This is a genomic window from Curtobacterium phyllosphaerae (assembly GCF_049341865.1).
Taxonomy (GTDB): Bacteria; Actinomycetota; Actinomycetes; order Actinomycetales; family Microbacteriaceae; genus Curtobacterium; species Curtobacterium phyllosphaerae.
The window spans coordinates 302700-328456 of record NZ_JBMPIU010000002.1 but is presented as its reverse complement, the minus strand read 5'-3'; the positions used below and the strand labels follow the sequence as shown (position 1 = coordinate 328456).

20 protein-coding genes are annotated in these 25757 nt (G+C 72.0%); 5 read left to right on the top strand and 15 right to left on the bottom strand.

The genetic code is table 11. The features are described from left to right. Position 1 precedes the first annotated feature (1 nt). From ACO0E0_RS04725 to glmS, 8 genes are all read right to left on the bottom strand, one after another. Positions 2-550 (bottom strand): hypothetical protein, encoded by a 549-nt coding sequence (locus ACO0E0_RS04725; RefSeq protein WP_422870242.1) that lies wholly within the window; start codon positions 548-550, stop codon positions 2-4. 301 nt (positions 551-851) lie between these two features. Next, on the bottom strand, positions 852-3464 hold the full coding sequence (locus ACO0E0_RS04720; RefSeq protein ID WP_422870449.1) for a polynucleotide kinase-phosphatase: 2613 nt from the start codon (positions 3462-3464) through the stop codon (positions 852-854). Positions 3465-3514: 50 nt separating this feature from the next. Beyond that, positions 3515-5002 (bottom strand): 3' terminal RNA ribose 2'-O-methyltransferase Hen1, encoded by a 1488-nt coding sequence (locus tag ACO0E0_RS04715; RefSeq protein ID WP_422870241.1) that lies wholly within the window; start codon positions 5000-5002, stop codon positions 3515-3517. 48 nt (positions 5003-5050) lie between these two features. Then, the gene (gene tsaE, locus ACO0E0_RS04710; protein WP_422870240.1) at positions 5051-5554 is read right to left on the bottom strand and encodes a tRNA (adenosine(37)-N6)-threonylcarbamoyltransferase complex ATPase subunit type 1 TsaE; all 504 of its coding nucleotides are present in this window, start codon (positions 5552-5554) and stop codon (positions 5051-5053) included. Then, entirely contained in the window at positions 5551-6747 is a 1197-nt protein-coding gene (gene alr, locus ACO0E0_RS04705; protein WP_422870239.1) for an alanine racemase, read from the bottom strand. The genes tsaE and alr (ACO0E0_RS04705) overlap by 4 nt, the downstream gene beginning before the upstream one ends. After that, positions 6744-7841: an alanine racemase gene (alr, locus tag ACO0E0_RS04700; RefSeq protein WP_422870238.1), complete on the bottom strand. Its 1098-nt coding sequence runs from the start codon at positions 7839-7841 to the stop codon at positions 6744-6746. Before alr (ACO0E0_RS04700) ends, alr (ACO0E0_RS04705) begins: the two co-directional genes overlap by 4 nt. Positions 7842-8024: 183 nt before the next feature. After that, positions 8025-8405: a holo-ACP synthase gene (locus ACO0E0_RS04695; RefSeq protein WP_422870237.1), complete on the bottom strand. Its 381-nt coding sequence runs from the start codon at positions 8403-8405 to the stop codon at positions 8025-8027. Between the two features lie 9 nt (positions 8406-8414). Next, entirely contained in the window at positions 8415-10262 is a 1848-nt protein-coding gene (gene glmS, locus ACO0E0_RS04690; protein WP_422870236.1) for a glutamine--fructose-6-phosphate transaminase (isomerizing), read from the bottom strand. An 81-nt stretch (positions 10263-10343) separates the two neighbouring features. Between glmS and ACO0E0_RS04685 the strand changes: the two genes are divergently transcribed. Both ACO0E0_RS04685 and coaA read left to right on the top strand, forming a co-directional pair. Then, positions 10344-10826 (top strand): glutathione peroxidase, encoded by a 483-nt coding sequence (locus ACO0E0_RS04685; RefSeq protein WP_422870235.1) that lies wholly within the window; start codon positions 10344-10346, stop codon positions 10824-10826. A 195-nt stretch (positions 10827-11021) separates the two neighbouring features. Next, positions 11022-11969: a type I pantothenate kinase gene (coaA, locus tag ACO0E0_RS04680; protein WP_422870234.1), complete on the top strand. Its 948-nt coding sequence runs from the start codon at positions 11022-11024 to the stop codon at positions 11967-11969. Between the two features lie 100 nt (positions 11970-12069). Here the strand turns inward: coaA and glmM are convergent, their stop codons facing one another. The 6 genes from glmM to truA form a co-directional block, all read right to left on the bottom strand. Beyond that, positions 12070-13434, bottom strand: coding sequence for a phosphoglucosamine mutase (gene glmM, locus ACO0E0_RS04675; RefSeq protein ID WP_422870233.1), 1365 nt, complete (start codon positions 13432-13434; stop codon positions 12070-12072). 22 nt (positions 13435-13456) lie between these two features. After that, positions 13457-13942: a 30S ribosomal protein S9 gene (rpsI, locus tag ACO0E0_RS04670; RefSeq protein ID WP_422870232.1), complete on the bottom strand. Its 486-nt coding sequence runs from the start codon at positions 13940-13942 to the stop codon at positions 13457-13459. A 36-nt stretch (positions 13943-13978) separates the two neighbouring features. Then, positions 13979-14425, bottom strand: a complete 447-nt coding sequence (gene rplM, locus ACO0E0_RS04665) for a 50S ribosomal protein L13 (protein ID WP_422870231.1) — start codon at positions 14423-14425, stop codon at positions 13979-13981. A 255-nt stretch (positions 14426-14680) separates the two neighbouring features. After that, a complete protein-coding gene (locus ACO0E0_RS04660) occupies positions 14681-17404 on the bottom strand; it encodes an ExeM/NucH family extracellular endonuclease (protein WP_422870230.1) in 2724 nt (907 codons plus the stop codon). 168 nt (positions 17405-17572) lie between these two features. Then, positions 17573-18058, bottom strand: a complete 486-nt coding sequence (locus tag ACO0E0_RS04655; protein ID WP_422870229.1) for a GNAT family N-acetyltransferase — start codon at positions 18056-18058, stop codon at positions 17573-17575. 32 nt (positions 18059-18090) lie between these two features. Further along, entirely contained in the window at positions 18091-18996 is a 906-nt protein-coding gene (gene truA / locus ACO0E0_RS04650) for a tRNA pseudouridine(38-40) synthase TruA (RefSeq protein WP_422870448.1), read from the bottom strand. 173 nt (positions 18997-19169) lie between these two features. On the opposite strand from truA, the gene ACO0E0_RS04645 reads away from it, so the two are divergent. Beyond that, positions 19170-20162 carry an ATP-binding cassette domain-containing protein gene (locus ACO0E0_RS04645; protein ID WP_422870228.1) on the top strand — a complete coding sequence of 331 codons (993 nt, stop codon included), beginning with the start codon at positions 19170-19172 and terminating at the stop codon, positions 20160-20162. Then, entirely contained in the window at positions 20159-20983 is an 825-nt protein-coding gene (locus ACO0E0_RS04640; RefSeq protein ID WP_422870227.1) for an ABC transporter permease, read from the top strand. The genes ACO0E0_RS04645 and ACO0E0_RS04640 overlap by 4 nt, the downstream gene beginning before the upstream one ends. 106 nt (positions 20984-21089) lie before the next feature. Here the strand turns inward: ACO0E0_RS04640 and ACO0E0_RS04635 are convergent, their stop codons facing one another. Continuing rightward, positions 21090-24446 carry an ATP-binding protein gene (locus ACO0E0_RS04635; protein WP_422870226.1) on the bottom strand — a complete coding sequence of 1119 codons (3357 nt, stop codon included), beginning with the start codon at positions 24444-24446 and terminating at the stop codon, positions 21090-21092. Positions 24447-24594: 148 nt separating this feature from the next. Between ACO0E0_RS04635 and ACO0E0_RS04630 the strand changes: the two genes are divergently transcribed. Further along, positions 24595-25755 (top strand): hypothetical protein, encoded by a 1161-nt coding sequence (locus ACO0E0_RS04630; protein ID WP_422870225.1) that lies wholly within the window; start codon positions 24595-24597, stop codon positions 25753-25755. Positions 25756-25757 lie beyond the last annotated feature (2 nt).

Sequence of the window (25757 nt, the reverse complement as noted above, 5' to 3'; positions counted from 1 at the left end):
GTCAGAACCGGGGTGCACGCCGTCCGTCGAGCGTCGCAGATCGATTCGCCACCACTTCGGGGAGCCGCGACAGTGATGCCGACCACGCGCGCAGCTCCGAGGAGACGTAGCCGGCGAGCTCGCACGCGTAGCGGTGATCGACCATGAGGTCCCTGGCGTGGATCGGTTCGTGGTGCGCAGCCCTGTTCCGGAGCATCCGGAGCCGTTCGAGCCGGCCTTTCAGATCACTGCGGCGGCCGATGAAATTCGGGAAGGCGTTCTCGAGCGCTGGGACCCAGAGCGACGCGTGGTACCGGTTCGCGAGCAGCCCCTCCCAGAACGACGCCGGCAGTTCCGCCACGACGTGTCCGGCCGACCAGCCGCCAGCTCCCATCCGACGATCGAGATGGCGGAGGGACTCCTGGACTCGGGCTGCCTCATTGACCCGGAGTTGCGCGACCGCCCACCAGTCATCGCGACCGAAGCACGCGACGAGTCGGTCATGCATGGCGTTCCGGACGACGACTTCGAGCACGGCGTAGCAGCCGAGGAACGCCGTGCTCACCTCCACGTTCCATGCGTACAGCCGGAGGGCTCGAGCCGCGTCACCTCGAGATGCCGCGAGGTACGGAGCCACTCGCTCGACACTCAGCGCGGCCAGGATCGTGGCGTCCTCACTCTGCTCCTGCGAACGCACACGCGCCCCCTCTCGCCCGCGGATGTGGTCTGCTACCGTTGATCCTGTAAGCCCCGGACGGGACGCTCTGAGCGTCGGCGCGCCGGGGCGATCACGTTAGCGGACGGCGCAGGACCGACGGCGGAGCCGGCGAGCGCCTGTGGACAACTCCGCGCCTCCGAGTCGCGTAGACCTGTCACAACCGCGGGTCGACCGGCTCCGACTCCATCGCGAGCACCCCGAACACCGGCTGGTGCACCCGCCAGAGGGGCTCTCCGGCGACGAACCGCTCGAGCGCCTCGAGTCCGAGCGCGTACTCCCGCAGCGCCATCGACCGCTTGTGCCCGAGGTTCCGGTCCCGCAGTCGCTCGAGGTTGTGCGGCTCCGTGTACTCCGGACCGTAGATGATCCGCAGGTACTCACGGCCGCGCACCTTGATGCCCGGCTGCGACAGCCCCTTCGGACCGCGGTGCAGGTTCGCGAACGGCTTCACGACCATGCCCTCGCCGCCCTCCGCGGTGAGCGCCTCCCACCACGCCACGCCGGCCTCGACGCTGTCCTGGTCGGCGAGGTCGACGACGACCGACCGCGTGGGGCGTACCAGCTCCGGGTCGGCGTCCACGAGCCGGTCCGCGATCCCGAGGTGCCACCCGTGGTCGGTCGACGCGAAGGTCCGGCCCGCGGCGGCGAGGACCTGGAACGGTGCGAACTGCACGCCGTCGAGACCATCGGCCGGGGCGGCGTAGCGGCGGTAGGACTCGACGTACGCGGTGGCGTCCGTGGCCCGGGCACGGGTGCGCCCGAGCAGGTCGCCGACGTCGATGCCGTTCGCCACCGCGCGTTCCAGCACCTCGACCGCGTGCGGGAGTGCGCCGGTCGCGGCAGCACCGATCGCGGCGTACTGCCCGCGGATCATCCCCTCGGCCTTGATCGACCACGGCAGGACCTCGCCGTCGAGCAGGAGCCAGTCGGTGTCGAGCTCGTCCCACAGCCCGGCACGCTCCACGGCGGCGTCGAGGCGTCGGAGGAACTCCGTCTGCAACGGCTCGTCGAAGAACGCCCGCCCGGTCCTGGTGTACGCCACCCCGCTCCAGCCCTCCGACGCCCCGAACCGCCCGGGGTCGCGGCTGAGGAGCACCGTCGCGCGCGACCCCATGTGCTTCTCCTCGCCGACCACGCGGTCGACACCCGCCTCCCGGTAGGTCGCGAAGGCCTCGCGCGGGTGTTCCAGCAACCCCTCGAGTGACGACGATCCGGTCGGGCTCATGGTCGGTGGCAGGTACACGAGCTGCGCTGGGTCGACCGCGAACCGGCTCATCACCTCGAGCGCCCCCGCCGCGTTCTCCCCGCGGATCCCGATCCGACCGTGCAGGCGGGTCTCGACGATCTGCTTGCCGAGGACGTCACCGATCTCGAGCATGCCCGCGGGACGCGGCGACGCCGCGGGTCGGACGGGAGGCACGGTGCCGGTCGCGGACGAGCCGTCCGCTCCGGAGATGGTCGCGCCCGACTGCTCGTCCGGCCACTGGCCCGCTGCGACCCGCTCGGCGCGCAGCGGCTCGAGGGGGTTCGCCGGCTCGTACCAGACACGCTCCGCGGGGACCTGCACCACCTCGCGCTCCGGGTACCGCAGCGCCGACAGCTTCCCGCCGAACACGCACCCGGTGTCGAGGCACATCGTCCCGTTGATCCACTCCGCGTCGACGGTGGGGGTGTGCCCGTAGAGGACCGTCGCCGCACCGCGGTAGGAGTCCGCCCACGGCAGACGCACCGGCAGCCCGTACTCGTCGCTCTCGCCGGTGGTCTCCCCGTAGAGCGCGAACGACCGGACCCGCCCGGACGCCCGCCCCTGGTACGCCTCGATCATGCCGGCGTGCGCGACGACCAAGCGGCCGTCGTCGAGGACGAGGTGCCCGACGAGCTCCTGGCAGAACGCCTGCACCTCGTCGCGGAACCCCTGCGGCTCGGCCGCGAGCTGCGCGAGGGTCTCCGCGAGGCCGTGCGAGGTCTGCACCTTCCGACCCTGGAGCGCGCGCACGAGCTTGTCCTCGTGGTTCCCGGGGACGGCGAGCGCGTGCCCCGCCCGGACCATGCCCATCACGAGCCGCAGGACGCCTGGCGTGTCCGGGCCGCGATCGACGAGGTCGCCGAGGAACACCGCGCGCCGCCCTGGGTGCGCGGCGTCGACCGCCCGGCCCTCGGGGTCGCGGGTGATCGTGTACCCGAGCTCGCCGAGCAGCGTCTCGAGCTCGGACCGGCAGCCGTGCACGTCCCCGATGACGTCGAACGGACCGTGCTCGTGCCGGGCGTCGTTGAGCAACCGGTCGCGGACGATGCGGGCGCGGGTGACGTCGTCGACCCCGCGGAGCACGTGCACGCGCCGGAACCCCTCCTTGCCGAGGCCCCGGATCGAGCGGCGGAGCTGGTCGTGCTGCCGTTTCACGACCCTCGCACCGAAGTCCCGGTCCGCCCTGGCGGCGTTCCGCGCGACACAGACGGACTCAGGGACGTCGAGCACGATCGCCACCGGCAGGACGTCATGGGCGCGCGCGAGCTCCACCCAGCTCCGTCGGGCCTCCGGCTGGACGTTCGTGGCGTCGATCACGGTGAGGAGCCCCGCGCGGAGCCGCTGTGCCACGACGTACCGCAGGGTGTCGAACGCCGCGGGGGTCGCGGCCTGGTCGTTCTCGTCGTTGCTGACGAGCCCGCGGAAGAAGTCGCTCGACAGCGTCTCGAAGCGCCCGAAGTGCGTGGCGGCGAACGTCGACTTGCCCGAGCCGCTCGTGCCGACGAGGAGCACGAGCGCCATGTCCGGGACGTGCAGTTCGATCGGCTCCGCGGAGGTCGTGGTGGCGTCGCTCACGCGGCTGTCTCCGTCCGGGTCGTCGTCGACGCGCGCCGGAACAGCGCCATCTGGGTCGGCGGTCCGACCTCGGGGTCCTCGTCGCCGACGGGTCGGTACTCGACGTGGTACCCGTTCGCTGCGGCGACCCGGTCGGCCCAGGCTCGGAACTCGGCCCGGGTCCACTCGAACCGGTGGTCGGTGTGCCGGAAGTGCCCGGCGTCGAGCGTCTCGAACCGGACGTTGTGGTCGGCGTTCGGGGTGGTGACGACGACGGCACCCGGTCGGGCGGCACCGAACACCGAGGCCTCGAGCGCCGGGAGCCGGGACTCGTCGACGTGCTCGATCACCTCCATGAGCACGGCGGCGTCGAGCCCGGCGAGGCGGTCGTCCACGTAGGTGACGGAGGACTGCACGAGCCGGATCCTCGCCCGCTCGGCGTCGCTCGCCTCGTCGAGGTGCAGGCGTCGCTCGGCCCGGGCGAGCTCGCGGGGTGCGACGTCCGTCCCGATGATCGTCGTGAAGGTGCGGTCGGCCATGAGCGGCACGAGGAGCGCACCTTCACCGCAGCCGATGTCGGCGACGGTGTGGGCGCCGACGTCGCGGAGCGCGGTGAGCACGGCGTCGGCGCGGCGGCGGTACAGCGGGACGTGGGCGTCCGTGACCATCTCGGGGACCGCGGCCTCGACGGCGGGGGCGAGCCGACCCTCCAGTTCGGGGTCTGCGGCGGTGTCCGCGTCACCGGCTCCGGTGTCGAGGCCCAGCAGCCGGTCGGTGGCGTCCGCCACCATGCCCCGCTGGTGCGCGAGGTACCGCTCGGTGATGAGGTCCCGCAGCGGGTGGTCCGCGAGCCAGCCCGCACCGGCGCGCAGGAGCTTGCCGACCTCGTCGTCGCTCACCCAGTAGTGCTTGGCGTCGTCGAGGACCGGGAGGAGCACGTACAGCTGCCGGAGCGCCTGCCCGAGGCGGACGGACCCGGTCAGGGTGAGCCCGACCGTGGACGCGGGACCCCAGTCCGGACGGGTCGCGTCGAGGAACGGACGGTCCTCGACCACCGTCCAACCGAGGGGCGCGAAGAGTCGTGTGGCCAGTCCCTCGCCGTCGTCCTGCAGCGCGCTCGGCACGCTCGTGAGCCCGATCTCGAGGTCCATCGGTGCCGCCGCGCGTTCCGGACGGGACTCGCTCCGACCACCCATCGCCGAGCGGAACACCTGCCCGATCGCGACCGCGAGCATGGAGGAGGACGCGTACGGGCGGTCGTTGACGTACTGCGAGAGCGCCTGGACGTCCCCGCCGAAGCGTCGGCTGCGTGCGAGCCCGACCGGGTCCACCTCGAGCAGCAGGGCGGCGGTGCACTCGTCCGACGTGGCGGACGGGTAGAACACGTGCGCCTCCCCGACGGTCAGCGAGAATCGCTGCGCACGCGCCGGGTGCTTGTGCAGGAGATGACTGAGGTCGAGGGCGTCGACGTCGTCGGCCCCTCGGGTCGTGATGGTGACGAGCACTCTGGTGGTTCCCCCTGGTCGGACGTCCCACGATCGTAGGGCAGCGCGTCAGATCGCGATGCCCTCCCATCGGGGGCCGATGCCGGTCACGACGACCCGACGCGGCTCGTCCGGGACGTCGTCCGGGTCGAGGTCGTCATCGTCGGGGTCGGGGACGTCCGCACCCGTGGCCCGCGTGATCTCGACGTCGAGCACGTTCGCCGAGACGCCGTCGACCATGCCCCGCCCCCACTCGACGACCACGATCGCGCCGTCCCAGTCGAGGTCGAGGTCGTCGAGCTCCAGCGGGTCGGACAACCGGTAGGCGTCGACGTGCACGAGATCCGGCCCGGCGGTCGTCGGGTGCGTCCGCGCGAGCACGAACGTCGGACTCGACACCTGTCCCCGCGCTCCGAGCGCCGCCCCGAGGCCACGGGTCATCGTCGTCTTGCCGGCGCCGAGCGGCCCGGTCAGCACCACGAGGTCACCCGCGCGGAGCACTGCGGCGAGCCGGGCGCCGAGCGCGTCCATCGCCGCGGTCGACGGGACCTCGAGGTCGAGGAGCAGGCTCACCGGCGGTCGTCTCCGAGCCGGTCGTCCCAGCGCCGGTCGTCCCAGCGCCGGTCGTCCCGACGCCGGTCCTCCGGTCGGGCGCCGACGAACACACGCGGGACGCGACCGCCGATGCGGCAGACGATCTCCTCGCCGATCGTGTCGAGCGCGGACCCCCACTCGAGCACGGTCATCTCACCGTGCGCGCCGGTGCCGAACAGCACGACGGTGTCGCCGACCCGGACGTCGTCGTCGCCGACGTCCACCAGGAACTGGTCCATCGCGACCCGACCGATGATCGGGTACCGGACGCCGTTGATCGTGACCTCGAGCCGACCCTGTCCGAGACGGGGCAGCCCGTCGGCGTACCCGAACGGCACGAGCGCGAGGGTCGTCTCCGCATCGGTCCGGTAGGTGTAGTCGTACGAGACGCCGGTCCCGGCGGGCACGCGCTTGGTCTTCGCCACCGACGCCTCGACCGTCATCACCGGCCGGAGCCCGAGGTCGGCGGCACTGACGTCGTCGGCGCCCGGGATGCCGAACAGGTTCGCGCCCATCCGGACCATGTCGTACCGGAACTCCGGTCGTTCGAGACCGGCGAGGCTCGCGGCGACGTGCCGCATCCGGATCTCGAGCCCCGCGTCCTCGGCGGCGTCGACCGCGGCGTCGAACATCCGCACCGCGGCGGTGTCGTCGTCGTCGGAGGCCTCCGCGAGGTGCGTGTACGCGGCGACGACCTCGATCGACCCGGCCCGGACGGCGCTGATCGCGGCCCGGACGAGCGCCGGCCAGTCGTCGACCGTCGCACCGTCGCGATGCAGTCCGGTGTCGACACCGAGGTGCACCCGGGCCGGACGCTGGCTCACGGCGTCGACGATCCGGGCGAGCTCGTCGACGTTCGAGACCCCGAGGTCGATCCCGGAGTCGACTGCGTCGCGGGGGTCGAGTCCGGCGTCGTGCTGCCAGGCGAAGACCCGGACGTCCTCGCCGATGCCGATCGACCGCAGTCGGAGTGCCGCCTCGACGGTCAGGACGCCGATCCACCGGATGCCGGCGTCGACGGCGGTGCGGGCGATCTCCTCGATGCCGTGGCCGTACGCGTCGGCCTTCATGATCGCCATGACCTCGACGGGGTGCATCCAGTCGCGGACCCGGTCGATGTTCGCACGGTAGGCGTCGAGGTCGACGACGGCCTCGCGGAGCGGCGCGCTCACACCGTCCTCCGCTCGAGCAGCCGACCGAGTCGGGCAACCACCTCGTAGTTGATGGTGCCGATCGCGGCGGCCCACTCCTCGACCGCCGGGACACCGGTCGCCGGGTCGCCCCAGAGCACGACCTCGTCACCAGTCCGCACGTCGGCGTCCCCGATGTCGACGTGCATCGCGTTCATCGCCACGCGGCCGACGACCGGGAACCGCCGTCCGCCGATCGACACCGACACGCGGTTGCCGAGTGCCCGGTCGAACCCGTCGGCGTACCCGAGGCCGATGATCGCGAGGGTGGTGTCATGGGCCGCCCGGTACGTGTAGCCGTAGCTGACGCCCTCACCCGCGCGGACGTGGACGGTCCGGAGCACCGACGCCGTGACGGTCATCGCCGGTCGGAGCCCCAGGTCGGCGGAGGTCCGGTCGGGGAACGGACTCAGTCCGTAGAGTGCGATCCCGACCCGGGCGAGGTCACGTCGGGCGTCCGGGACGGCGAGGCCCGCAGCGCTGGCGGCGAGGTGCACCACGTCCGGGACGACGCCCCGTCCGGCGAGACCGTCGAGCGCGCGCTGGAGGACGGCGTCCTGCTCGAGGTCGTCGTCCAGCGAGGCGTTCGACAGGTGCGACATGACGCCCTCGACCCGGGTCCGTTCCCCGCGACGCGGCAACGACGCGGCGACGTCGAAGAGCTCCGGCCACTCGGACTCCACGGCGCCGTTGCGGCTGAGTCCGGTGTCGATGACGAGGTGGACCGCCTGGACCTCGGCGGCCACGGCGGCGTTCAGCTGGTCGACACTCGACACGGCCGGGGTGATGTTCTCCGCCGCAGCGCGCTCGAAGTCCTCGTCCGGGGCGTGCAGCCACGCGAGGATGCGGACGTCGATGCCGCCGTGGCGCAGGGCGAGCGCCTCGTCGATGTCCGCGACGCCGAGCCACTCCGCGCCGGCGTCGACGAAGGCACGAGCGGCCTCGAGCGCGCCGTGGCCGTAGGCGTCCGCCTTGACGACCGCGATGACGCCGGACGGTGCCACCTGTTCGGTGACGGTCGCGTAGTTGGCGATGAGAGCCTCCCGGTCGACCGTGATCCCGGTGAACGCACTCATGCGGAGTCCCCGTTGGCGATGAGCGGCAGTGCCGCCACCCGGCGGTCGACCGTGATCCCGGTGAACGCGACGTTCCTGTGGTCGCTCATGCGTGTCGGCCCGCGTCCTGCGCGGTGTCGCGCGATCCGGTCGGGCGGCTCGGGTGCAGCCGCGCGCGTCGGCGCGGCTCCGGCGGGTGGCTGGTCACGAAACCCCTTCGGTCCCCTCGATCACGACGAACGCCGTCGCGATCGGTCCATCGTGCGACAACGACAGGTGCACCGACGACACGCCACGCGCATCGGCCACGGCCTGCGCCCCGGAGTGCAACGTCAGCGACGGCTTCCGCTGGTCGTCCGCGACGACCTCGAGTTCCTGCCAGCTGAGCCCGGCACTCGACCCGAAGGCCTTGATGAGCGCCTCCTTCGCCGCGAACCGCGCCGCGAGCGACGCGACCGGCCGGAGCTCACCGTCCCGCAGGAGCTCCTCGGGCGTGAACAGCCGGGTCCTGAGCGCTGGCGTCCGCTCCAACACGCCCGCGAACCGCTCCAGGTCCACCACGTCGACTCCGATGCCGATGATCACGGATGCTCGCTACTCGACGGTGACCGACTTGGCGAGGTTCCGCGGCTGGTCGACGTCGAGGCCCTTCGCCGCGGCGAGCTCCATGCCGAACATGTGCAGCGGTGCGACCGCGAGGAGCGGCTCGAAGAGCGGTGCGGCGACCGGGATCCGGAGGACCTCGTCGGCGTACGGGAGCACCGCGGCGTCGCCCTCCTCGGCGATCGCGATGACCCGGGCGCCACGCGCGCGGATCTCCTGGATGTTCGACACGACCTTCGGGTGCAGCGACCGGGCGTCGCGCGGGCTCGGCACGATGACGAAGACGATCTGGCCGGGCTCGATGAGCGCGATCGGCCCGTGCTTCAGCTCGCCGGCCGCGAACCCCTCGGCGTGGATGTAGGCGAGCTCCTTGAGCTTCAGCGCACCCTCGAGCGCGATCGGGTACCCGACATGCCGGCCGAGGAAGAGCACCGAGCGGGTGTCCGCCATCCACTTCGCGAGTTCGCTCACCCGACCGGCGTCCGCGATGACCTGGGAGAGCTTGTCCGGCAGCGCTTCGAGTTCCTCGACCTGCTCGGCGATCTGCTCGCCCGCCATCGTCCCGCGGATCGTCGCGAGGTGGAGCCCCAGCAGGTAGAGCGCGACGCCCTGCGCGAGGAACGCCTTGGTCGACGCGACCGCGACCTCCGGGCCGGCGTGCGTGTAGATGACCGCGTCGGACTCCCGCGGGATCGTCGCGCCCTGCGTGTTGCAGATGGAGAGGACCTGCGCGCCCTGCTCCCGGGCGTACTTGACCGCCATGAGCGTGTCCATGGTCTCGCCGGACTGGCTGATCGACACCACGAGCGTGCGGGCGTCGAGCACCGGGTCGCGGTACCGGAACTCGTGCGCGAGTTCGACCTCGACCGGGATCCGTGCCCACTGCTCGATCGCGTACTTGCCGAGGATGCCCGCGTAGGCCGCCGTACCGCAGGCGATGACGATGACCCGGTCGATGGTGGCGAGCCGCTCCTGGATGGGCTCGAGGTCGGTGAGGGTCACGGCGCCGTCGTGGACCCGGCCGAGGATGGTGTTCCGGACGGCCTCGGGCTCCTCGCTGATCTCCTTCGCCATGAAGCTCGACCAGCCGCCCTTGTCGGCGGCCGAGGCATCCCAGGACACCTCGAACTCGGAGGCCTCGGCCGGGGCGCCGTCGAAGTCGATGACGGTCACGGAGTCCGGACGGATCGTGACGATCTGGTCCTGGCCGATCGCGAGCGCGCGCTGCGTGTGGGACACGAAGGCCGCGACGTCCGAGCCCATGAAGTTCTCGCCGTCGCCGAGGCCGACCACGAGCGGGGAGTTCCGGCGCGCACCGACGACGACGCCGGGCTGGTCGGCGTGGACGGCCAGCAGCGTGAAGGCGCCCTCGAGCCGGGCGACCGTGCGCCGCATCGCCTCGGTGACGTCATGCACCTCGCGGTACTCCCGCGCGACGAGGTGCGCGGCGACCTCGCTGTCGGTCTCGCTCGTGAACGCGACGCCCTCGGCGAGGAGCTCGTCCTTGAGCGGTGCGAAGTTCTCGATGATGCCGTTGTGGATGAGCGCGAGACGGCCGTCGTCCGCGAGGTGCGGGTGCGCGTTGCCGTCGGTCGGGCCGCCGTGGGTCGCCCAGCGCGTGTGGCCGATGCCCGTGCCGCCGTCGGGGAGCGGGTCCTGCTCGAGGTCCTCGGCGAGCACCCGGAGCTTGCCGGCACGCTTCCGGGAGCCGAGCCGACCGTCGGCGTCGATGACGGCCACCCCGGCGGAGTCGTACCCGCGGTACTCGAGTCGCCGGAGTCCCCCGAGGAGGACCTCCACACTGCTGTTGTTCCCGACGTAACCCACGATCCCGCACATGCCGACGATCCTATGGTGCCGACGGCCGGGAACCTGCCCGGAAGTACGGCCGGGGACGCGCTCCGGGGTTAGCGTCGAGTCATGACCCTCGCTGACATCCCGATCACCACGCTCAAGGGCGGCTCGACGACCTTCGGCGAGTACGCCGACAAGGTCGTCCTCGTCGTCAACGTCGCCTCGCGCTGCGGACTCGCACCGCAGTACGAGCAGCTCGAGGAACTGCAGAAGACCTACGGCGACCGTGGGTTCACGGTCCTCGGGTTCCCGAGCAACCAGTTCCTGCAGGAGCTCGGCTCGGCGGAGGCGATCGAGGAGTACTGCTCGACCACGTGGGGTGTCACGTTCCCGATGTCCGAGAAGGTCAAGGTGAACGGTCGGAGCGCCCACCCGCTCTACCAGGAGCTGAAGAAGACCCCGGACGCCTCGGGCAAGGCCGGCCGTGTCGCGTGGAACTTCGAGAAGTTCCTCGTCACCCCCTCGGGCGAGGTGCACCGCTTCCGGCCGCAGACCAAGCCGGACGCACCCGAGATCATCGAAGCCATCGAGGCGGCGCTCCCCGCCTGACGCCCCCGCCTGACGCTCGGGCCGCTCGCCGCCCCCGCCAGCCGTGAGTGAGCAGGAATCGTCGCCGGCCGCGGCCCGACCCGACGATTGCTGCTCACTCGCCACGTCGGGTCGCTCCCCGCGTCGGGTCACTCGCCACGTCGGGTCGCTCGCCGTGTCGGACGGGAGCATCCGACTCCGGTTACGCTCGTCCGCATGCCCCACGCGCACGCGGAGACAGCTCGGCACCCCACCCCGTTCGTCGAGATCGACCGCGGGGCATGGGCGGGCCTGGCACCCTCGCAGCACCTCGCGCTGACCGAGACGGAGATCGTGCAGCTCCGGGGCCTCGGCGACCGGCTCGACATGCAGGAGGTCCAGGACGTCTATCTGCCGCTCTCGCGCCTGCTCAACCTGTACGCCGCCGGCGCGCGTGACCTGCACGCGCAGACGAGTCGGTTCCTCGGCGAGCGGTCCGAGCCGACCCCGTTCGTGATCGGTGTCGCAGGCTCGGTCGCTGTCGGCAAGTCGACCGTCGCACGACTGCTCCGGGAGCTCACGAAGCGGTGGGAGGACACCCCGCGCGTGGAGCTGATCACGACCGACGGGTTCCTGTACCCGAACGCCGAGCTCGAGCGCCGCGGCATCATGGACCGGAAGGGGTTCCCGGAGTCCTACGACCGTCGCGCGCTCCTCCGGTTCGTCAGTCAGGTCAAGAGTGGTGCGGCCGAGGTGCGTGCGCCGTACTACTCGCACCTCCGCTACGACATCGTCCCCGACGCGGAGATCGTCGTCCGCCGGCCCGACGTGCTCATCGTCGAGGGGCTGAACGTCCTCGCTCCCCCCGTGCACGGACGGCTCGCACTCTCCGACCTCTTCGACTTCACGATCTACGTGGACGCCAAGACCCGCGACATCGAATCGTGGTACGTCGACCGGTTCCTCGCCCTGCAGGCGGAGGCGTTCGCGAGCCCGGACTCCTTCTTCCACCGGTTCGCGAGCTTGTCCCGCGAGGACGCCGTCCGCACCGCGACGGACGTCTGGCGCGCGATCAACGAACCGAACCTCGTCGAGAACGTGCTCCCGACCCGCTCCCGCGCGACGCTCGTGCTGAAGAAGGGCGCGGACCACGCGGTGAACGGCGTCCTCCTCCGCAAGATCTGACCTGACCCCGTCCCCGCAGAACAGAAGGTCGGCCGCATGTCGCAGGGAGATACCTCTGCGAGAAGCGGCCAACCTGGTGTTCCGCGGGCGGCGGGAGCGGCTACAGCGCCAGACGCTCCCGGACGACCCCGGCCAGCTCATCGGCGACCCGCTCGGCCGTCGATTGGTCGGCTGCCTCGACCATGACCCGGACGACCGGCTCCGTGCCCGACGGGCGGAGCAGCACACGGCCGGTGTCGCCGAGGGACGCGGTTGCGGCGGCGACCGCATCCTGGACGCCCCGGTCCGCGAGCCCGTGCCGATCGACACCCTTGACGTTGACGAGCACCTGCGGGAAGACGGTCATGCACGACGCGAGCTCCGCGAGGGACTTGCCCGTCTGCGCCATCTCGGCGACCAGGTGCAACCCCGTGAGGATGCCGTCGCCGGTCGTCGCGAACTCGTTGAAGATGATGTGTCCGGACTGCTCGCCGCCCAGGGAGTAATCGCCTTCGACCATCTTCTCGAGCACGTAGCGGTCGCCGACTCCGGCCTCGATCATCGTGATGCCGTTCTCGGCCATCGCACGCTTCAGCCCGAGGTTCGACATCACGGTCGCGACGAGCGTGTCGTCCTTGAGGTGCCCCCGTGCCTTGAGGGACAGCGCGAGGATCGCCATGATCTGGTCGCCGTCGACCGCGTTGCCGGCCGCGTCCACCGCCAGGCAGCGGTCGGCGTCGCCATCGTGCGCGATGCCGATGTCGGCACCGGCTTCGAGGACGGCGCGCGCGAGGTTGTCGATGTGGGTGGAACCGACACCGTCGTTGATGTTGACGCCGTCGGGGTCCGCACCGATGAGCGTGATCGTGGCTCCGGCGTTGACGAAGACCTCCGGGGAGACCCCTGCGGCGGCGCCGTTCGCACAGTCGAGCACGACATGGATGCCGTCGAGTCGCGCCGGGAGCGTGCCGAGCAGGTGCACGACGTACCGGTCCTCGGCGTCGGCGAACCGGATGATCCGCCCGACGTCCCCGCCGGTGGGCGTCGGGATCTCGGCCGTGCCGATCGCCGCCTCGATGCGGTCCTCGACCTCGTCGGGGAGCTTCCGGCCACCCGCGGCGAAGAACTTGATGCCGTTGTCCGGCGCCGGGTTGTGCGACGCGGAGACCATCACGCCGAAGTCGGCGTCGATGTCCGCCACGAGGAACGCGGCGGCCGGTGTCGGGATGACCCCGGCGTCGAGGACATCGACCCCGGCGCTCGCCAGTCCGGCCGCGACGGCCGCACCGAGGAACTCCCCCGAGACGCGAGGATCGCGCGCCAGGACCGCGCGCGGGCGCGGTCGACCGGACGCGCGTCGCGCGTCCGCATGGTGTCCGTGCGTGAGCACGGCCGCGCTCGCCTGGGCAAGACCCAGTGCGAGCGCGGCCGTCAACTCGCCGTTGGCGAGGCCACGAACGCCGTCGGTACCGAACAGGCGCGGCATTGCAGTTCCCGCCGAGGCGCGATCAGCGCTTCGAGAACTGCGACGCCTTGCGGGCCTTCTTGAGACCGGCCTTCTTGCGCTCGATGACGCGGGCGTCGCGCGTGAGGAAGCCGGCCTTCTTGAGGGCGGCACGGTTGTTCTCACGGTCGATCTCGTTGAGGGTGCGCGCGATGGCGAGACGGACGGCACCAGCCTGACCGGAGGGGCCACCACCGGTGACGCGCACCGTGACGTCGTAGGAGCCGAGGAGCTCGAGCACCTTGAACGGGTCGTTGATGAGCTGCTGGTGCAGCTTGTTCGGGAAGTACTCCTCGAGCGTGCGGCCGTTCACCACGAAGGTGCCGGAACCGGGGACGAGGCGCACCCGGGCGATGGCCTCCTTGCGGCGGCCGACGGCCCCGCCGGAGACGTTGAGGATCTGACGGGGAGCCGACTCCGTGGACGCCGGGGCGCTCTCGGTGGTGAAGCTCTCCGGGGTCTGGTCGATGCTGTCAGCGATCTGTGCCATGAGTTCTGTCTCTCCTGAGAAGTCTGCGGACCGGCGCTACTGCGCGACCTGGTCGAGGATGTAGGTCGTGGGCTGCTGCGCCGCGTGGGGGTGCTCGGAGCCGGCGTAGACCTTGAGCTTCTTGAGCTGTGCGCGACCGAGGGAGTTCTTCGGGAGCATGCCGCGGATCGCCTTCTCGACGGCACGGGTCGGGTGCTTCTCGAGCATCTCCGGGTAGGTGGTCGCCGTGAGGCCGCCCGGGTAGCCCGAGTGCCGGTAGTAGACCTTCTCCGCGAGCTTGGAGCCGGTCAGGGCTGCCTTCTCGGCGTTGATGATGATGACGAAGTCGCCCATGTCCATGTGCGGGGCGAACGTCGGCTTGTGCTTGCCGCGCAGGAGCGCCGCGGCGTGCGAGGCGAGACGGCCGAGGACGACGTCAGTGGCGTCGATGACGAGCCAGTTGTGCTGGACGTCAGCCGGCTTCGGTGAGAACGTGCGAGTCACAGGTGTGCTGCTTTCGTGTCGAGGTGAGTTGTCCGTGAATCCCACTCCGGTGGGTGTTCCGCGCCGGTCAGATGCCGGCGGAACACTCCGATGGAGGGCTCATCTTCGGGTCGTGCACACTGGTGGCGCAGACCAAGGGGCAACGATACGCGACGGCGGCGCGGCGGTCAAACCTGGTTGCGTTCACAACGACGGACGGGAGGGACGGTGCGCGTCCGTCGCGCACCGTCCCTCCAGTCTGTCGGCTGGCTGGCGTCAGCCGTGCCAGAGGTGCGCGATGATCCAGGCGATCAGCGCGGCGATGATCTCCGCGGCGCTCTGCCCGGGGTGACCCGGCTGCCCGGGCTGACCCGGATGGCCCGGCTGCCCGGGGTTGCCTGGGTTGCCCGACTGCCCGCCGTTGTCGACGCCCGGCAGGTCGATGCCGACGAGGATCGGGTCGTGGTCACTCGCTCGGTACTGGTCCGGCGAGTACAGGTCCGACACGTTGTCGTTGTACCGGCTGTACTCCAGGCCGACGGACTCGACCGAGTTGATGTTCCAGATGTCCACCCCCGTGACCGTCGCGAGCGCGGCCTTCGAGGCGAACACGTGGTCGAGTGAACCGCTGAGCCCGTCGAACACGTAGCTGTGCTCGGTCGGGTCCGCCGTCGGGCCGAGGTCGGTGTACCCGGCCTGGTCGAGCGCGACGACCGGGTCCTCTTGGCTGTAGGCGTTGAAGTCACCGAGCATGAACACCTTGTCGGTGCCGTACTGCCGCTGCATCGCGGTGGAGAACGTGACGAGCGCCTTCGCCTGGTTCACCCGCGACAGGTTCGAGGCACCCTGCCCGTCACCCTGGTCGGCGTCGGCACCGGTCCCGCTGCCCTTGGACTTGAAGTGGTTCGCGATGACGAGGAACGTCGTGTCCTTGCCGCCCACCTTCCTCTTGCCGGACTTGCCGACCGGCACGAGCGGGCGGAAGGCGTCCGCGACGGGCTGCCGCGCGTTCGTGAACGCCGGGGCGTCGGTGAGGATCGTCGACTCGCCCTGGGGCGCGACGCGGTCCTTCTTGTAGATGAGCGCGAGGCGGATGACGTCCTCGCTCGCGGGGACCTTCGCCGGCGACGGCACGAACGCCCACACGGTCTTGCCGGCGGCGGCGTTCAGTGCGGCGACGAGGGTCGAGAGAGCGGCGTCGCGGTCCTGGCCGAAGCGCGCCGAGTTCTCGATCTCCTCGAGGGAGACGACGTCGGCGCCGAGTCCGTTGATCGCGGTGACGATCTTCTGCTGCTGGCGGGCGAGGTCGTCGGCGTTCGCGGCACCGCGGGCGTCGCAGCCGTCGCGGACCGTGAGCGGGTTGCCCTCGCGGTCGTCGTAGTACGTGCACCCGGTGAGCTGGTCGCCGGTGGTCGGGAAGTAGTTGAGGACGTTGAACCCGGCGAGCCGGATGTCCCCGCCGACGTTCGCCGGGGCTGCCGGGCGGACGTTCCCGAAGGCCGCGGGCAGGTCCGTCGTCGCCGTGGCGCCGGTGACGGGCGTCGTCGGCTCGAACTTCCAGGCGGAGTTCCGGAAGTCGAGGACGACGGGCTTGGTGAACGCCACTGGAGCACCGACCGTGACGGGTCCGGCGTTCGTCAGCCACGGCACCGGGATGCTCGAACCGGCCGGCGTCAGGTAGTTCGTGCTCGCGCCGTCGTCGAGGGTGATCGCACGCGCGGCGTTGTCGGCGGCGACGGCTGCGGCGGCGGGGGTCCCCGGGCGGGCGACCTCGGTCGGCTGCAGGAGCGGGGTGGTGCCGCTCGCGAGGGCGACCTCGCCGTACTGGTTCGTCGTGTACACGTCGGTCACGGTGTACTTGCCGGCGGGCTGCACGAGCATGCTCTCGAACGACTCCCGGGCGGCGTCCGTGCGCGGGAAGGCGACCTCGGCGGGCTTCGGGGCGACGACGCCCGCCGAGGGGAGCTGCTCGAGGCCGGTGGTGCTCGTCACGTTCAGCTCGGTGAGGCCGAAGAACTCCGAGACCGTTCCGATGAGCCGGACGGACTGGCCGACCGCGACACTGGCGACCGTCGTCGGCGAGTAGACGAAGACGCCGTCCGAGGCGGTGTGCGTCGCGGGGTCGATCGCGCCGCCCGTGCCGGCGGTCTGCACGAAGTAGCCCTGGTAGCCGCCGGTCGGGTACACCGCGGTGACGACACCCGTCGTCCGCACGGTCTTGTCGACGTAGGGCGACGTGTCCGTCGTGCCCTGGAGTTCGGCGATCGTGACGTCCGTGGCCGGGGCGGGGGTCGTGCCGCCGTCCCCGGGATCGCTCGGATCCGTCGGCTCCGTCGGGTCCGTCGGGGCGGCGGTCTCGCCCGCCGCGTTCGTGGGGGTGATCGTGCTCGTCAGCGCGAAGTCCGCCGCGTTCACGTCGGTGTCGGTCGTGCCCGTCCGGGTCAGTGCGTCCGGCACGGAGTTCGCGGTGCCGGCTTTGGCGACCACACCCTCGAACGTGTTGGACGTGCCGTAGCCGAGCAGGTCGACGACGCCGTCACTGCCGGTCGGGATCGCGCCGACGGGCAGCGTCAACGGCGCGGCCTGGTCGGAGAGGACGAGCGTGCCCGTGGAGCCGCTCGGGTTCACCGTGGTGACGGCGTCCGGCGTCGGGAGGGCCGCGCCGTTCGTGCCGTTCGAGGACAGCTGCACGAGGAACGTGCCGTGCGCCGGGATCGACCCCGCCAGCGTGCCGACGGATGCGGCACCCGTGCCGGTCGCGGAACGGTACTGGAGCGACCACCCGGCGAGGTCGACCGCCGCGGAGGTCGGGTTGCCGAGCTCGACGAACTTGTTCGTGAACGGCGCGTTCGCACTGCCGCCCTTGAGGTAGGCCTCCTCGATGACGACACCCGTGCCGGAGGGGTTCGCGGAGGCGGTCGAGACGGCGACGAGCGGGGCGACGAGGACGACGGCAGCGGCGGCGATGCCGAGCACGGTCCCGGAGATGGAGCGAGGCATGGGTTCCTTCGAGCGACGAGAAGATCCCTCGAAGCCTAGGGAGCTGGACGAACCCACAGGTTTCGACAAGATGAACGCTGCCCCTCGAACAGGGGCAGACCGGTTGTACTTCCATCATCGACCTCCGTCAATCCGTCACCATCCGGGAGATGGCGATCGGTCAGCCGACTACGCGGTCCCACCGGCGACCTCGGCGAGCGCCGCCCCGTCGAGACGGCATGTCCGCCACGCGTCGAGGAACGACGCGCCCATCGACTCGTAGAACCCGACCGCGCCGGCGTTCGTGTCGAGCACGCTCCACTCGAGCCGCGACCACCCGTTGGCGGTGCACTCCGCTGCGAGTCGACGGATCAGCGCACGGCCGTGCCCGGCCCCCCGGTACTCGGGCCGGACGTACAGGTCCTCGAGGTGCACGCCATGACCACCGGTCCACGTCGAGTAGGTCAGGAACCAGACGGCCATGCCGGCGAGCCGACCGGGCTCCTCGGCGTCGACGACGAACGCGAACGCCTGCGGATGGGCCCCGAACAGCACGGAGTGGAGGCGCGGGGCCGAGTTCTCGACGGCGTCCGGCTCCCCCTGGTGCGCCGCCAGGTCGTGGATGAGGGCGAGGATCTCGGGGACGTCGGACGGTTCGGCGGCGCGGATGGTCACGCTGTCGAGCCTACGGGGAGGCGGACCCCCGACTACTCCGCGTCCCGCCGCGCGCGCGTCTGGAGGGCCCGGTCGGCGAGCGCGTCGTCCGGCGGGTACCCCACCTCCACCAGGGTCAGACCCTTCGCCGGGGCCACCTTGAACGCACTCGTGCGCTCCTCGGCCACACGGAGCGCCTCGAGGTCCGACGGGACGAGCTTGCCCTCGCCCACGGCGATCGCCCCGCCGACCATCGCGCGCACCATGCTGTGGCAGAACGCGTCGGCCTGGAGCGACGCGACGAGGACGCCGTCCGGCTCCCGGTGCCACCGGAACTCCTGCAGCGTGCGGATCGTCGTCGCGCCCTCGCGGGGCTTGCAGAACGCGGCGAAGTCGTGGAGGCCGAGCAGCGTCAAGGCCCCGAGCTCCATCGCGGTGACGTCGAGGTGCGCCGGGTACCACAGCGTGTGCCCGCGACGGAGCGGGTCGCGCGGCGCATCGAGGTCGGCGATCCGGTACTCGTAGCGGCGCCAGACCGGCGAGAACCGGGCGTCGAACCCCGGCGGTGCGATCGACACCCGCGTCACGACGACGTCGCTGTCCAACCCGGCGATGCCGTTCAGTCGGCGGAGCAGTCCGTCCGTCGGCGCCCGGCGAGGTCGGTCGGCCGGGCCGCGGTGCGGTCGCGCCAACGACTCGAACTGCGCGCGGGTGAGGTCGACGTGCGCGACCTGACCGGCGGCGTGCACGCCCGCGTCGGTGCGGCCGGCCACGGTGAGGCGGGGGCCGGGCGCGTCCTCGGCGGCGGTCCGCCGGAACACGGTCGCGAGCGCCTCCTCGAGCTCGCCCTGCACGGTGCGGAGCGTCGGCTGCCGCGCCCATCCGGCGAACCCGGCGCCGTCGTACGCGATGTCGAGGCGCAACCGGACCAGTTCCGGAGCGGGTTCGGGCTCGGCCATCTCGCGCACGGCACCGAGCCTACCGACCCGGCCCGCGCCTCCCGTCCGTCTGCTGACACCGGGCCGAGCCCGTGTCAGCGGCACGTCAGTGCCACGTGAGCGGTGCCCGGCACCATCGTCATCGACGCCGAGGATCCCCGGGACCACCGGGACGGCGTCCACGAAAGGACACCATGAACGACGCACCCCTCGCGGTGGAGGCCACCGGCCTCGTCAAGACGTTCGGGCAGAACCGAGCGGTGGACGGCGTCGACCTGCGGGTCGAGGCCGGCACCGTGTACGGCGTGCTCGGCCCGAACGGCGCGGGCAAGACCACCACGATCTCCATGCTCGCGACCCTCCTCAAGCCGGATGCCGGCGAGGCGCGGATCTTCGGCCACGACGTCCGCACCGACCCGCAGGCCGTCCGCCGCCTGATCGGCGTGACGGGGCAGTACGCCTCGGTCGACGAGACGCTCAGCGCGACCGAGAACCTCGTGATCTTCTCCCGTCTGCTCGGGCTCAGCCGGGCGGCGTCCCGCGCGAAGTCCGCCGAGCTCCTCGAACGGTTCGGGCTGACCGAGGCCGCGACGCGCCCGCTCAAGGCCTTCTCCGGCGGGATGCGCCGTCGGCTCGACCTGGCGGCGAGCCTCATCGCGCAGCCGCCGCTGATCTTCCTCGACGAGCCCACCACCGGCCTCGATCCGCGGACGCGTGCGCAGATGTGGGACACCATCCGAGAACTCGTCGCGACCGGCTCCACGGTGCTGCTCACGACGCAGTACCTCGACGAGGCGGACCAGCTCGCCGACCGGATCGCCGTCATCGACCGCGGCCGGGTCGTCGCGGAGGGCACCGGCGACGAGCTGAAGTCGTCGATCGGCGTCTCCAGCCTCCAGCTCCGGATCACGGACCCCGACGGCATGTCCGACGCGGTCGACGCGGTCCGGCGCGTGCTCGGCGTCGACCCCGTCGTCTCCCCGGAGGGCGGCCGGATCACCGCACCGATGGGGGACCCCGACCGCGTGACCGACCTCCTCGTCGCGTTCCGAGCGGCCGGCATCGCCCTCGCCGAGATGAGCGTGCAGAAGCCGACGCTCGACGAGGTGTTCCTCACCATCACCGGCAAGCCCGCCACCGCGGACGACGCCCCCGCCGACAGCCTCCTCGAAGGAGCCCTCGCATGACCACCCTCACCGCACCCCGGACCACCACGGTGGTCCCGCGTCCCGGCGTCGGCCGCACCGGCATCGGCGCGACGGTCCGACAGTCGCTCACCATGGCGTACCGCGGCCTCATCAAGGTCCGTCGCACACCGGAGCAACTCTTCGACGTCACGCTGATGCCGATCATCTTCACCGTGATGTTCACGTACATCTTCGGTGGGGCGATCGCCGGCGGCGTCACCGCGTACCTGCCGATCATCATCCCGGGCATCCTCGTCCAGACGAACATCACCTCGTCGATCGTCACCGGCGTCCAGCTCCGCGAGGACATGGACAAGGGCGTCTTCGACCGGTTCAAATCCCTGCCGATCGCGCGGATCGCTCCCCTCGCCGGGGCGCTGCTCGCCGACACGGTGCGCTACGCGATCGCGACGACGATCACGTTCATCGTGGGGTTCTGCATGGGACTCCGTCCCGAGGGCGGCGTCTGGTCGATGGTCGCGGCGGGCGCGCTCGTCGTCGTGGTGGCGTGGGCGATCAGCTGGATCTTCGCCTTCTTCGGCGTCGTCGCCCGGACGGCGTCGAGCGTGTCCGGCATCTCGAACATGGTGCTGTTCCCGCTGACGTTCCTCTCGAACGCGTTCGTCCCGGCGGACACGCTGCCGTCCTGGCTCCGGTGGTTCTCCGAGGTCAACCCGATCTCGCACCTCATCACGGCGGTCCGCGAACTCGTCAACGAGGGCCACGTCGGTGGTGACCTGGTGATCTCGCTCATCGGTGCGGCGGTCATCGTCGCGGTGTTCGCACCGCTCACGGTCCGCGCGTACATGCGGAAGGCCTGACGGCCGGCCCCGGCGGACCAGCGGACGGGAGGCGCGGTGCCAGCTGGCACCGCGCCTCCCGTCCGTCCGGGGGTCACCACGCGTCGGCCCGGCGCGGCTCGGGCCGTCAGCGCGGGATGCGGATGGCCGTCAGCGTCGCGACGGTGGCGGCGACGAGCTCGTCGCGCCCCACCCCCGCGAGCGCGGACTCCGCGTCCGCGAGCAGGCGATCCGGCGAACCACTCCCGCCGGGACGGCTCCCGTCGGACTCGTGCTCGCCGCCTGCCAGCAGGGCCACCAGGCGCGACCGGATGCGGTCGTGCCGGAGCACCGCGAAGTCCTGCCGCGACCCGAACCGGATCGCCGTCGCCCAGAGCCGCGCGGTCGTCGTGCGGTCGAGCGCTCCCGTTCGCGCACCCCACAGCGCGACCCCGAGCACGCCCGTCGCGACCACCGGGAGGTCGAGGAACCACGGACGGAGCCGCAGCATCACGATCGCGGACACCCGGAGTGCACGAGCGGTGCGCCGGGCGTCATCGGTGTCGAGCCCCACGAGCGGGACTGCGCCGGCGTCCGGGGTGGGATCGTCGGCGGCCCGGACCTCGTCGTCCATCGCGAGCAGCGCGCCACGGAGCAGGACGAGCCACTGCCACGACTCGCGGCCGCGCCCGAGGATCGAGTCCCGGGCGCGGCGGTAGTCGGCGAGTGCGGCGCCGAGGTCGTGGTCGGCCCGGGACGCCTCGGCCGTGATCGCGACCGACAGCACACCCATCTGTGCGCGGTCCCCGTCGAACCGTCCGGGGGCCGACCCGTCGACCGTGAGGTCGGCCGCGCATGCCCGTGCCGCGTCGGCCTCGCCGAGGGCCGCCTGCGCGAGGCCGACGAGCCAGCGCAGCTCGCGCATGTCGTCCTCGGCAGCGAACGGCTCCAGGTGCCGACGAGCCTTGTCGGCCCACCGGAGGGCCTCGGCCGGCTGCCCGCTCTGTCCGAGCAGCTGCGTCATCCCCACCGCCGCGGCGCCGGCGGTCCACGGATCGGCGAGCTGTTCGGCGAGGTCGGCACCGCGTCGCGCGAAGTCGAGTGCGGTGTCGGTGTCGCCGTCGTTCTCGGCGAGCGGAGCGCTCATCATCAGGGAGAGCCCGGCGACCCGGGGATCCGGGTGCGTCCGGAACCGGGCGAGGAGCGTCGGGAGCTCGTGCGGCGTCCCGAGCGCGACGAGGAACTGCATCATCGCGTCGAGCAGTGCGTCGTCCGCGGGGCCGTCGCGCCGGATCTTCCGGAGCGCACTGATCGCGACGGCCGTCGTCCGGAGACCGCCGAACGCGCTCGTGGCACCGGCGAGGACGAGGCTCATGATGGTCGCCGTCCGGACGTCCCGGGTCGGCGGTGCTGCGGCGAGCACCCGCACGATGTCCGGCGCGACCGAGGTCACCTCGCTGTGCGCGCCCCGGACCGACCAGTACGACCCGAGCGCGGCGAACACCGACGCCACCGCGGAGCGGGCCTCTGCGCGGATCGCCCAGCGCAGCATCGCGATCAGCGTCTCCGACTCGCGCCGGAGCTCGGCGAACCGCACGAGCTGTGTCGACGGGCCGCGGTGCGCCGGCTCGCCGAGGAGGAGGTTCCGCGGTGCCGAGAACGCAGATGCCCACCGCAGCATCGCGGCCCGGACGTCGTCGGTGTGCCCGCGTTCGGCGAGGCGGGCGGCACCGAACTCGCGCACGGTCTCGAGCAGGCGGTAGCGCGGCGGTGCGCCGTCCAGCTCGTCGAGCTGCACCAGGGACTGTTCGACGAGTTCCGCGAGGTCGTCGAACACGTCGTCGGCCGCCGGACCGTTGATCGTCGCTGCCACGGCCTCCGCGGTGTCGAGGTCGAAGCCGTCCGGGAACAGCGCGAGCCGGGTGAGGAGGTCCTGGGCGCCGGGCCCGAGCAGGCGCCAGCTCCACTCGATCACCGCCAGGAGCGTCCGGTGCCGTTCCGGCGCACTCCGGTCACCGCCCCGGAGCAGCGCGAACCGGTCGTCGAGCCGGCGGGCGATCTCGTCGAGTCCCATCCCCCGGATCCGTGCGGCGGCGAGCTCGATCGCGAGCGGCGAGCCGTCGAGCCTGGCGCAGATGCTCCGGACGGTGTCGACCGGCAGCGCTGCGCCGGGCCGCGCGGCACGCGCCCGCTCGGTGAACAGCCGGACGGCGGCACCGTCGTGGTCGACCGGCAGTGGTGCGAGCGGAGCGACGGCCTCGCCGGCGACGGCGAGCGGCGCACGGGAGGTCGCGAGGATCTGCAACGTCGGGATCTCCGCGAGCAGGTCGGCGGCGACCTCGGCGACGTCGGCGACGATGTGCTCGCAGTTGTCGAGCACGAGCAGCGTCCGCCGTTCGCCGAGCGCGTCGAGGACCCGGCCGCGGAGGTCGGCGACCACCGTCGGCCGGAGGGTGCGGGTCGCCCGGGTGTCGATCCCGAGGAGCGCGCCGAGCGCCGGGAGCACGTCGCCACCGTCGGACAGCGGCGCGAGCTCGACGACGACCACGGCCGTGTCCTCCGGGACGTCGGCAGCGACCTGCTGCGCGAGCCGGGTCTTGCCGAGGCCGCCCGCGCCGAGGATCGTCACGAGACGCTGTCCGCCGAGGAGCGCGCGGACCGCATCGACGTCGGCATCGCGGCCGATGAGCGGCGTCGCGGCGGTCCGGATCCCGACTCGTCGGGCTCGCGCACCGTCGGCGCCGCTCCGACGGAGCATGGCCGCGTTGTGCCGGACGAGCTCGGCGGACGGGTCGGCACCGAGCTCGTCGGCGAGCCGCTCCCGGTGGGCCGCGAACACCGCGAGTGCCTCCGTGGTCCGGCCCCCCGCGTCGAGGGCTCGCATCAGGCCGGACACGACCTGCTCGTCGAGCGGCCGGACCGTCGCCTCCTGTGTCCAGAGTGCCGCCGCGCCGTCCGGGTCGTCGCGGACGAGGAGCGCGTCCGCCCGCACGCGTCGGAGGGCGCTCCGCGCAGCATCGGCGCGCTCGAGGATCGCCTCGGCGAGGGCGCCGTCGACGTCGGCGCCCGGCTCGGCACGCCACAGAGCCAGCGCCTCGTCGGTGATCGCGGCGGCGGCCAGGGCGTCTCCGTCCGTGAGCCGCTTCCGGGCACGGTCCACGGCGGCCTCGGCGCGCTGCAGGTCGACGTCGTCCGCGGCGAGCGCGAGACGGTACCCGACGTCGGTCGACACGACGAGCCCCTCGGCGCAGGTCCGCCGGAGTCGGGAGACGAGCGTCTGGAGCGCTGCTCGGGCTCCGCGCGGCGGCTCGTCACCCCACAGGTCGTCGATGAGCGACTCGGTCGTGAGCGTCGCCCCGCGCGCGAGGGCGAGGGCAGCGAGGAACCCGCGAGGGAGCGCACCGGCGACGGGCACCAGTGCGCCGTCTCGGTCCTCGACCTGCACCGCGCCGAGCAGCGCGAGCCGGAGTCCGACCTGCGTCGATGTCGCGATCGCGTCCGTCACGGCACGAGTCTACGAGTGCTGCGATCGAGCGCCGTCGAGCGGATCGCACGAGCGCCGTCGAGTGTCTGGGCGCGCCGTTGTGGAACCGTGACCGGTCCTCGGCACGCTCGTCACTGTGCGGACCCACAGCGACGGATAGCATCCGGGCATGGGGATCGACAGGCCGACCGACCGCCGGCGGCTCGTCACCGGCCTCATCCGGGGGCTCGCCGCGGGCACGCTCGTCGCGATGACGCTCGGCGGCTGCGCGGTCCTCGGCATCGCCCGGCCGGCACCGACGGGTCCGCACAGCAGCGCACCCGCACCGTCGCCGACCGCGGCCGTCGACAGGGTGCGGTTCACCGACGCGCCGAACCGGTCGGGCATGCCGGACTGCGCCGCGGTCCTGCCGTCGGGCCTGTCCGCCCGTCTCGTCCCGTCGATCGCCCCGGACGACCCGGTGACGGAGCAGCGGCACATCGACCCCGCGACGATGGCGAGCGTCGCCGCGGGTGGCCTGGTCTGCAACGTCGACAACGGTGTCGCGGCGATGGACAGCGTGTACCCGGGCCAGCACGGCGACCCCGTGCGCAACGGCATCGTCGCCACCGTGCTGCCGGACGCGAACGACGCGCTCGACGCCTTCCTGTCCTCCGACACGTGGACGGGCTCCCCGGTGTCGTGCTCGGCGTCCGACGCCGCGCGGGTCTCTTGCAGCGCGGACGTGCACGCGGGGTCGGCGTGGCTGCACATCGCCCTCGACCGGGTCCAGGACGCCGACGACGCCACACCGGGGGGCCTGCAGGACCGGTTCCGGGCACTCGTCACGCACGCCACCGCCACGGTGCAGGACTCGGCCCTCGGCACGGTGACCGTGGCGCACGAGCAAGGGTCCCCGGGCCCGAGCGTGTGCGTCACGACGCGGGTGGACGCCGTCACGGACACACCGCTCCGCGACCGGTGGAACGCGACCGACTGGCAGGACGACATCTCCTGGGTGTCGCTCGAACGCGCCGGTGGCGAGTGGTGCGACTTCCACCGGGCCGACGAGCAGGACTCCACCGCGGTCGCGGCGCGGTACGGCACCCTGCCGCAGGGCTCGTGGGTGGTGCGTGCCCGCATCGACGCCGGGCTCGTCGATGCCGACGACCGGATCGACCTCGACGGACTCGGGGCGCACGACGCCGCGTTCCGGACCTGCGACGACACGCTCTGCACGGTCGACGTCGTCCACGACGGCGACTGGACGCGGTACCTGCTCGAGAAGTCGGTCGCACCGGACACCAGCGCCGCGGTCGAGGCCTGGGCGCGCTCCTCGTTCGGACAGTGACG